Source organism: Mesorhizobium sp. M7A.F.Ca.US.005.03.2.1 (assembly GCF_003997795.1).
GTDB lineage: Bacteria > Pseudomonadota > Alphaproteobacteria > Rhizobiales > Rhizobiaceae > Mesorhizobium > Mesorhizobium ciceri.
The window spans coordinates 1-6,279 of the sequence record NZ_RZRP01000344.1; the positions used below are offsets into that span (position 1 = coordinate 1).

The 6,279-nt window shown below is 62.1% G+C and carries 7 protein-coding genes; 4 read left to right on the forward strand and 3 right to left on the reverse strand.

Features of this window, described 5'->3' with window-relative positions; translation table 11 throughout:
- Window positions 1-2 precede the first annotated feature (2 nt).
- The 4 genes from xylF to EN991_RS19400 all read left to right on the forward strand — a co-directional run bounded on the left by xylF (window position 3) and on the right by EN991_RS19400 (window position 5,082).
- Entirely contained in the window at window positions 3-1,019 is a 1,017-nt protein-coding gene (gene xylF, locus EN991_RS19385; protein WP_164769202.1) for a D-xylose ABC transporter substrate-binding protein, read from the forward strand.
- 142 nt (window positions 1,020-1,161) lie between these two features.
- Window positions 1,162-2,514: a sugar ABC transporter permease gene (locus tag EN991_RS19390; protein WP_013529275.1), complete on the forward strand. Its 1,353-nt coding sequence runs from the start codon at window positions 1,162-1,164 to the stop codon at window positions 2,512-2,514.
- A gap of 11 nt (window positions 2,515-2,525) precedes the next feature.
- On the forward strand, window positions 2,526-3,326 hold the full coding sequence (locus EN991_RS19395) for an ATP-binding cassette domain-containing protein (protein WP_013529276.1): 801 nt from the start codon (window positions 2,526-2,528) through the stop codon (window positions 3,324-3,326).
- A gap of 127 nt (window positions 3,327-3,453) precedes the next feature.
- The gene (locus EN991_RS19400; protein ID WP_127369333.1) at window positions 3,454-5,082 is read left to right on the forward strand and encodes a CHASE domain-containing protein; all 1,629 of its coding nucleotides are present in this window, start codon (window positions 3,454-3,456) and stop codon (window positions 5,080-5,082) included.
- Between the two features lie 95 nt (window positions 5,083-5,177).
- On the opposite strand, the gene EN991_RS19405 is transcribed toward EN991_RS19400, so the two are convergent.
- The 3 genes from EN991_RS19405 to EN991_RS19415 all read right to left on the reverse strand — a co-directional run bounded on the left by EN991_RS19405 (window position 5,178) and on the right by EN991_RS19415 (window position 6,134).
- A complete protein-coding gene (locus tag EN991_RS19405; protein WP_013529278.1) occupies window positions 5,178-5,423 on the reverse strand; it encodes a YMGG-like glycine zipper-containing protein in 246 nt (81 codons plus the stop codon).
- An 83-nt stretch (window positions 5,424-5,506) separates the two neighbouring features.
- Window positions 5,507-5,833, reverse strand: a complete 327-nt coding sequence (locus EN991_RS19410) for a hypothetical protein (RefSeq protein WP_013529279.1) — start codon at window positions 5,831-5,833, stop codon at window positions 5,507-5,509.
- Between the two features lie 121 nt (window positions 5,834-5,954).
- Entirely contained in the window at window positions 5,955-6,134 is a 180-nt protein-coding gene (locus EN991_RS19415; RefSeq protein ID WP_013529280.1) for a hypothetical protein, read from the reverse strand.
- Between the last annotated feature and the right edge of the window lie 145 nt (window positions 6,135-6,279).

Consider the following 6,279-nt stretch of genomic DNA (forward strand, 5'->3'; position numbering starts at 1 on the left):
TCCTGGCGGGTGCCGCCATGTCGCTGACGCTCGCGTCTGTCGCGCAGGCGAAGGACAAGGTCGTCGGCGTTTCGTGGTCCAATTTCCAGGAGGAACGCTGGAAGACCGACGAGGCCGCCATGAAGACGGCGATCGAGGCCGCCGGCGACAAGTACATCTCCGCCGATGCGCAGTCCAATCCCGGCAAGCAGCTTACCGACGTCGAAAGCCTGATCTCGCAGGGCGCCAATTCCCTGATCATCCTGGCGCAGGATGCTTCGGCCATCGGCCCGGCCGTGCAGAAGGCGCTGGACGAAGGCATTCCGGTCGTCGGCTATGACCGGTTGATCGAGAACAAGGACGTTTTCTATCTGACCTTCGACAACAAGGAAGTCGGCCGCATGCAGGCCCGCGAAGTGTTCAAGGTCAAGCCGGAAGGCAACTACGTCTTCATCAAGGGCTCCGGTGCCGATCCCAATGCCGACTTCCTGTTCTCGGGCTCGATGGAAGTGCTCAAGGAAGCCATTGACAGCGGCAAGATCAAGAATGTCGGCGAAGCCTACACGGATGGCTGGCTGCCCGCCAACGCCCAGAAGAACATGGAACAGTTCCTGACCGCCAACGACAACAAGGTCGACGCGGTGGTCGCGGCCAATGACGGCACTGCCGGTGGCGTCGTCGCGGCGCTGACGGCTCAAGGCTTGGCCGGCACCGTGCCGGTCTCGGGGCAGGACGGCGACCACGCCGCGCTGAACCGCATCGCCCTGGGCACGCAAACCGTGTCGGTGTGGAAGGACGCGCGCGAGCTCGGCAAGAATGCCGCCGAGATCGCCTCGCAACTGGCCGACGGCAAGAAGACGAGCGACATCGCCGGCGCCAAGGACTTCACGACGCCGGGCGGCAACACCGTCAAGTCGCTGTTCCTGACTCCGGTTGCCATCACCAAGGACAATCTCAACGTCGTCATCGACGCTGGCTGGATCAAGAAGGACGAAGTCTGCGCGGGTGTCGCTGCCGGCACCGTCGCGGCCTGTAACTGATCCGGACCACTTCGAAATATCTGAACGCCGCGGCCCAAAAGCCGCGGCGTTTTCTCAAAGAATTGTGTTTCCGCATCATGCGGATAGCTTCTAGGCTGGGCTCCGGCATGCGCGTCAGACGGCCAGCCGGTGGGAGGAAATCATGACCGACACGACGTCCAACCCGCAGGCCGATACGGCGCGCGCGTCGGAACTCGGCGCCGTCGCCCGGTTCCTGAAGGCGACCGAGATCGACACCCGGATGCTCGGCATGATCGGCGCGCTGCTGGTCATCTGGATTGGGCTGCATGTCATTTCCAGCCTGCGCCTCGGCGTCAACCCGCTCGATTTCGACAGCCGCACCTTTCTCACGCCGCGCAATCTGTGGAACCTGTCGGTGCAGACATCCGCGGTCGCCATCATGGCCTGCGGCATGGTGCTGGTCATCGTCATGCGCAACATCGACCTGTCGGTCGGTTCCGCCGAGGGCCTGATCGGCATGGTGATGGGATTTGCCCAGGTGCATTTCCTGGTGCGTTTTGTCGGGCTCGAACTCGGCAATCCGTGGATCTGGGTCCTGGCGCTGGTCATCGGCCTGGCGCTCGGCCTGTTGATCGGCGCCTTTCAAGGCTTCGTCATCGCCTATCTCGAAGTGCCCGCCTTTATCGTGACGCTGGGCGGCCTGCTGGTCTGGCGCGGTGCTGCCTGGTGGGTCACATCAGGCCAGACCGTGGCGCCGCTTAACGCCACCTTTCAGCTGATGGGCGGCGGGCCGGCGGGATCGATCGGCGCAACCTGGAGCTGGGTTGTCGGGATCGTCGCCTGCCTCGCCGTGGTGTTTGGGCTGTTCAACGGGCGGGTGCAGCGCAAGCGTTTCCGTTTTCCGCTACGTCCGATCTGGGCCGAGGCGCTGCTCGGTGTCGTCACCTGCGGCGCCATCATGGGTGCGGTCTGGCTCGCCAACTCCTACCCCTGGCCGATCGGCATCGTGAACAGATATGCGGCCGCCAACAACATCACCGTTCCCGAAGGCGGCCTGTTCATCGCCCACGGTATCGCCATACCGGTGCTGATGGCGGTCGCCGTCGGGCTGGTCATGACCTTCATCACCAACCGCACCCGTTTCGGCCGCTATGTCTTCGCCATCGGCGGCAATCCCGAGGCGGCCAATCTCGCCGGCATCAACACGCGCTGGATCACCATGAAGGTGTTCATGATCATGGGCGTGCTGGCCACGATTGCCGCGGCGATCTCCTCGGCCCGGCAGAATTCGGCCACCAACGTGCTTGGAACGCTCGACGAGCTGCTCGTCATTGCAGCCGCCGTGATCGGTGGCACATCGCTAGCCGGCGGGTCGGGAACGATCATCGGCGCCATGCTCGGCGCCCTGCTGATGCAGTCGCTGCAGTCCGGCATGGTGCTGCTTGGTGTCGACTCGCCGCTGCAGAGCATCGTCGTCGGCGCCGTACTGGTGATCGCCGTGTGGCTCGACACCGTCTATCGCAAGCGCGTCTAGGAGGGCATGCCATGACTGACAAGACTGCTCCTGCAGCCACCGCGCTGATCGACATGAGGAACATCTCGATCGCGTTTGGCGGCATCCGCGCCGTCGACGACGCCTCGATCGATCTTTTCCCCGGCGAGGTCGTGGCGCTGCTCGGCCATAATGGCGCCGGCAAGTCGACATTGATCAAGATCCTGTCCGGCGCCTACAAGCGCGATTCGGGCCAGATCTTCGTCAACGGCGAGGAGGCATCGATCTCCAACCCGCGCGACGCCAAGAAATACGGCATCGAGACGATCTACCAGACGCTGGCGTTGGCCGACAATGTCGACGCCGCCGCCAATCTGTTCCTCGGCCGCGAGTTGATGACCGCCTGGGGCACGCTCGACGACGTTGCCATGGAGGCCGAGGCGCGCAAGGTGATGGGTCGGCTCAATCCCCGGTTCCAGCGTTTCAAGGAGCCGGTGATCAAGCTGTCGGGCGGCCAGCGGCAATCGGTGGCGATCGCGCGTGCGATCCTGTTCAACGCCCGCATCCTGATCATGGACGAGCCGACGGCCGCACTTGGTCCGCAGGAAACGGCGCAGGTCGGCGAACTGGTCAAGCAGCTCAAGTCCGACGGCATCGGCATCTTCCTGATCAGCCACGACATCCACGATGTGTTCGAGCTTGCCGACCGGGTCTGCGTCATGAAGAACGGCCAGGTGGTCGGCACCGCCCGCACCACTGATGTCACCCAGGACGAGGTGCTGGGCATGATCATTCTGGGCAAATGCCCGCCAGGCGCCATTCCCGGACCGGGCGCGCTGAAGATCGCGGCCTGAGATCAAGCCAGATCGCGGTTGCCGGACACGTGATATGCCAGCCGTAGGGATGGCTTGGCCTTGGCATTGTGTTGGCAGGGCGACTTGCGCATAAAGGTCCGACATTGCTCAGGGACCGCACGATCCGTTGAAGAAGCTTTTCCCGATCATCGCCTTTATCGCCGTCGCGCTGATCAGCATGGTGATGGCAGGTTTTGCCTACTTCGCCACGCAGGAAGCCGCGCGCATCAAGTTCGAGGCGACTGCCGACGATGCGCTCAACCGGATCGAGAGCCGCATCGACCTGCATCTGTCGCTGCTGCGCTCGACGCAGGCCCTGTTCGACGCCCGCAATGGCGATATTTCTCGCAATGAGTTCAAGGCCTTCTTCACCGCGCTCGATGTCGACAAGAATTTCGCCGGCTTGCGCGGTATCGGCTTCCTCAGGCTGGCAAAGACGGGCGACGAGGCGACGGTCGAACGCGACATGCTGCACGATTATGGCGTCAGTCATCCAATCTACCCGGATACCACGCAACCCTGGCGCACCCCTATCGTGCTGTTCGAACCGCTGGATCCATCCAATCAAGCCGGCATCGGCTACGACATGTTCAGCGAACCGGTGCGGCGTGCGGCGATCGAAAAGGCGATGTCCGACGACCAGCAGCATGCCAGCGGGCTGGTGCAGCTAGGCCAGGACACGGGCGCCGCGCAGACGTTCACCGGCTTCTTCGTTTTCGTGCGGCTCAATGTCGAAACCGCTCCCGACGTCATCAATGCTTCGAGATCCTCGACATCAGGTTTTCTCTATGCGGCCTTTCGGGCTCGCGATCTGTTCCAGACCGCGCTCAGCCGGTCGCCGCTTTTGCCGGTCAACACCGAAATCTATGATGGCGATGGTGCCGTGAACGGCGACAATCTGTTGTTCCGGTCGGAGACGCCGCCGGCTTCCACTTTCGGGAACAGGCTGCTGGTCACGCGAAAGATCATCGTCGCCGGACAGCCATGGACTGTCCTGTTCCGGCCGACAAGCGCCTTCTCGCAGCCGTCGTCGCGCGCCATTCCGGTGATGCTGGGGCTGTTCGGCCTGCTGTTGGCGGGCGCAATCGCGCTTGTGGCGCGCTATCAGGAGCGGGCCTATGAGGCAGCGTCGCGATTGCACGAAACGACGGAAAAGAGCCTGATCGAAAAAGACCTGATGCTGCAGGAGATGAAGCATCGCATCAAGAATTCGATCACCAGGGTGCTGGCGATCGCGCGTCAGACGGCATCGCGGGCGACCGACGTCAACGAGTTTTCAGCGTCCTTCTCGGCCAGGCTGCAGGCGATGGCGGCCTCCCAGGACATGCTGACGCGCTCACGCTGGCAGAAGGCCGATCTTGGCGATCTCCTGCGCATCGAGCTGGGTCAGGTGTTCGGCAAGGAGCTGCCCGATGAGCTGTTGTCGGGACCACAGGTGCTGCTCGACGAAACCACGACGCAAGCGCTCGGCCTGACCTTCCACGAACTGGCGACGAATGCGCTGAAATACGGCGAGGCCGGCAATTCCGTTGGGGCGCTGAAGGTGGACTGGTCGCTCGAAGGCCGAGGGCGCGACAGGATGCTGGCTCTCAACTGGCGCGAAAACGGGCAGAAGAAACTTGAAGCGCCCGCCGAGACCGGATTCGGCACCAAGCTGATCGACCTCAACGTGACGCGCGAATTGCGCGGTACGATCAAACGGGATTACCAAGCCAATGGGCTGAACGTGGAAATCAAAATTCCACTCGCCAATTGAGCGCGACCGTTGCCGACAAGGGGGAAGCATCCAGACATCAAAAACCCGGAAGCCGGCGGACCGGCCTCCGGATCGACGTTTCGATTATCGCCGAATTAGTTGCAGCGAGCCGTGTAGATCCGGCCGCGATGATCGCGATATTGGCAATAGCCGTTGCGCAGGTTGCGCACCAGCAGGCCGGAACCGGCACCCACGGCCGCGCCGATCAGCGCGCCCTTACCGCCGCCGACCAAGCCGCCGACACCGGCGCCGATCAAGCCGCCGCCAACCACGTCCTTCTCAGTCGAGGTGCAGCCGCTGACCGCGACCACCGCAACCAGGGCAATAATCATCTTCCGCATAGAGTCACTCCTCACTTTGTGTCCTCACTTTAGTAAGCTCCAGCCGCCATTTAGCATGAAATGACGGCCTTTGCTGCTGCAATCTATTGTTGGTGAAGATAGTCTTTTTCTGGGCGTATCGTGTTCGATGCCATTACCAGGCTGGAAATTGCCAAAGACGCGTCAAGCGTACCATCGGCGCGCACATTCCAGACGATCTGATCATAGTCGTCCTCAAGCGCCGGATCGACCGCAAGGCATTTGGCGACGATGTGGTCAGCCTGCCCTTGCACGTCGCCCAAGACGAATGGGCGTTCGGCCACGCATTGCTCGGCCGTCGCGAAAACGCTTACGGGCACCTGGAGTTCACGGCAGTCGGCCATCGTGTTCGAGCAACCGATGACCAGCAACAATGCAGCGATATGTTCCATGGCGAGAAGTCCTCTCGCCATAGTAACGGTCTACATTCGCCAAAGTTCCTGGCTGGCTTGATCGGCCGGGGAAATAAGATGGCGCTACAGCCGATTCGGCCACCGGCCGAAACGACGTGGCCTAGTAGACCAGTTGGTGCAGGGCGACCGCCATGATCACCGCCACCAAGGCCAGCGCAACAAGGCGCAAAGCTCCGTTGGGAACAGGAGCCAGCGGTGGCGCGGAAGCCTCGGAGTCCTCAAACTCGCCCATGGAAATCCGGGCGGCCTGCTCCAGTCTGTTCATGTCGGCAACCGTCAAGGCATTCCTCCCACCATACTGCAAATCCTGCTGCGGAAATGTTCGGTGATGCAACAAGTTCCAGCGGTATCTGGGAAAAACAGCATCTGCTTTTATGGTGAACGGCGGGTTAAGGAAGGTGGCTCAATCCGTCTCGAAATTTCCG

Bases quoted from the DNA above. Each gene is read 5' to 3' on its own strand.
- EN991_RS19390 (WP_013529275.1), top strand. From the start codon at position 1,162: ATGACCGACACGACGTCCAACCCGCAGGCCGATACGGCGCGCGCGTCG.
- EN991_RS19395 (WP_013529276.1), top strand. From the start codon at position 2,526: ATGACTGACAAGACTGCTCCTGCAGCCACCGCGCTGATCGACATGAGG.
- EN991_RS19405 (WP_013529278.1), bottom strand. From the start codon at position 5,423: ATGCGGAAGATGATTATTGCCCTGGTTGCGGTGGTCGCGGTCAGCGGC.
- EN991_RS19410 (WP_013529279.1), bottom strand. From the start codon at position 5,833: ATGGAACATATCGCTGCATTGTTGCTGGTCATCGGTTGCTCGAACACG.